The following is a 1,998-nucleotide window of genomic DNA, read 5'->3' on the forward strand; positions in this document are numbered from 1 at the left end:
AGATCGTCGCCAATACCCGCGCGGCCCGCTTCACTTCCGTGAACCCCAGGTAGAGCGGCGTGAATCCGAACCGCAGCACGTCAGGCGCACTGAAGTCGCCGGCGACACCCTCCGCGATCAGACGCCCCATCACCTCGCCGGCGTCCGCACACCGCAGCGCGACCTGGCATGACGTTGTTGCCGAAGGCGCTGGTGTAGTCGCAGCACTCCCAGGACGAAGACGGTCTCCTTCACCGTGGCTGCGGACCAGCCGAGGATGCGCCGGGAGAAGGTGTCCACGACGAACGCGACATACACGGTCGCGGACCAGGTCTTCACGTGGGTGAAGTCCGCCACCCAGCACCGGTTCGGGGCCTGGGCGACGAAGTTACGGTCGAGGCGGTCCGGAGCCCGGTCGACCTGCCCGCCGGGGAGCGTGGTGACCACGTGTTTGCCGCGGATCGCGCCCTGGATGCCGAGTTCGCGCATGAGACGCTCGACGGTGCAGCGTCGCATGGCCCTGCCGGTTCAGTGGCCGGCGACCCGACGCCGCATGCGGCGGCCCACCTCCAGCTGCCTTGGCTTGGGGGGCCTCCGCGCGTATCAGGACGGTTGATCCGGCCGTCACGCGTGTGAGATCAGCTGTTGTCCCATACGCCCGGGGGACATGCCGCTAGAACTGGGGGGACACGGACCGTCAGAGGGGGCGTAGATGAGCGACATCCCGGCGAGCCAGCGGCGTGGGTTCTCAAGGCGGGCCAGTGGAGCCTTGCTCAGGACTCAGTCGCGGAGCAAGCCGATGAGTACCGCGACTACACAGAAGCACTCAAGGCCGCCGGTTACACCGTATGGACCGGGGCGGGCGAGGTGTACATGGTCCCGCTGACGCTGACGGTGTGGGCGCGTCCCGGGGAGCCCTCGTTCCTGTTCGATCTGGAGGGGGCAGAGCAGACGCAGGCCGTCTACGCCGCCTCGCTGCCCGACGCACTCACGCTGCTGAACCAGCTGGCCCCACATTGCAGGCTCTCGAAGATCGTACAGAGCCTCCTGGAATCGTTCCCCGCCGAGTGAGAGCACCTCGGAGCACCGGTCGGCGGCCCGGCCGATGCGACCAGGCGCATGCGGCAGCGGTAATCCGCCCGGTGACCGCGGGGTTTGCGGAGAGGGCAGGATTCGAACCTGCGTGGACCCTTGCGGATCCGACCCCGAGCCGTGCTCGCCGCTCCCCGATCAACCACTCCGGGCACCTCTCCTCGCTCCGGGCTCCGGGGCGGTGCTTGGTGCCGTTCACAGGGAAGAGACTGCCAGGCAGCGTTGACACGGCGCTGACGGGCCCGGCGGCGCAGGCCACCCCAGCCGCTACTCCCGCCCGGTTCCGGCCCGTTGGTTAGGCCTATCCGCCCGCCTTGTCACAGGAATGTCACAGCGTCGGCTGCCGCGCAACTGGGGTCACGACGGCTCTGTCTGGATAGTCGCAAGGCCCGCTCACCAGGAGCGGGACCCATCCCAAGGGGGAAACTGATGCGCGTTCGCACGTTCTCGATGCTCGCTGTCGCCGGTGTGGCCGCCGGTCTGTCGCTCACGGCCTGTAGCGGCAGCGGCTCGGACAGCGCCTCGTCCTCCTCCAGCCCTTCCAGCACCGTCAGTTCGTCGGCCGGCTCCGCGAACGGTGCCCAGCCCGGTTCCTCCGCCGCCAAGACCGGCGACGGCTCCGCCGGCACCACGGGGTCGGGCACCGCGAAGAAGCCCGGGGCGAGCTGCACCAACCAGATCGATTACGCGGGCGACCCGCGCTCGAACGCGGAGATCAACAGCATCGGCGAGCAGACGGGTCACTGCCCGGCGCCGGAGAAGGGCACCAAGCCCGCGGGCACGCCGAAGAAGCCCGGGGCGAGCTGCACCAACCAGATCGATTACGCCGGTGACCCGCGCTCGAACGCGGAGATCAACAGCATCGGCGAGCAGACGGGTCACTGCCCGGCGCCGGAGAAGGGCACCAAGCCCGCGGGCACGCCGAAG

At 69.2% G+C, this 1,998-nt stretch carries 3 protein-coding genes, 1 tRNA gene and 1 pseudogene; 2 read left to right on the forward strand and 3 right to left on the reverse strand.

Going from position 1 to position 1,998, the window contains the following annotated elements:
• Both ABT115_RS30990 and ABT115_RS30670 read right to left on the reverse strand, forming a co-directional pair.
• Positions 1–196, reverse strand: a pseudogene (locus ABT115_RS30990) (kynureninase/PvdN C-terminal domain-containing protein); the annotation flags it as partial.
• Complete coding sequence (locus ABT115_RS30670; protein WP_351796731.1) at positions 130–495, reverse strand: DDE-type integrase/transposase/recombinase; 366 nt, start codon at positions 493–495, stop codon at positions 130–132. The gene ABT115_RS30670 and the pseudogene ABT115_RS30990, both read right to left, overlap by 67 nt.
• Positions 496–852: 357 nt before the next feature.
• Between ABT115_RS30670 and ABT115_RS30675 the strand changes: the two genes are divergently transcribed.
• Complete coding sequence (locus ABT115_RS30675) at positions 853–1,050, forward strand: hypothetical protein (RefSeq protein ID WP_351796734.1); 198 nt, start codon at positions 853–855, stop codon at positions 1,048–1,050.
• A gap of 87 nt (positions 1,051–1,137) precedes the next feature.
• Here ABT115_RS30675 and ABT115_RS30680 read toward each other — a convergent pair.
• Positions 1,138–1,232, reverse strand: a tRNA-OTHER gene (locus ABT115_RS30680).
• Positions 1,233–1,500: 268 nt separating this feature from the next.
• On the opposite strand from ABT115_RS30680, the gene ABT115_RS30685 reads away from it, so the two are divergent.
• A partial coding sequence (locus ABT115_RS30685) for a hypothetical protein (RefSeq protein ID WP_351796737.1) occupies positions 1,501–1,998 on the forward strand: 498 nt, incomplete at its 3' end.

Source organism: Streptomyces sp. NPDC001832 (assembly GCF_040297265.1).
GTDB lineage: Bacteria > Actinomycetota > Actinomycetes > Streptomycetales > Streptomycetaceae > Streptomyces.

Excerpts from the sequence above, each read along its gene's own strand:
- ABT115_RS30670 (WP_351796731.1), bottom strand. The coding sequence starts at position 495 with ATGCGACGCTGCACCGTCGAGCGTCTCATGCGCGAACTCGGCATCCAG.
- ABT115_RS30675 (WP_351796734.1), top strand. The coding sequence starts at position 853 with ATGGTCCCGCTGACGCTGACGGTGTGGGCGCGTCCCGGGGAGCCCTCG.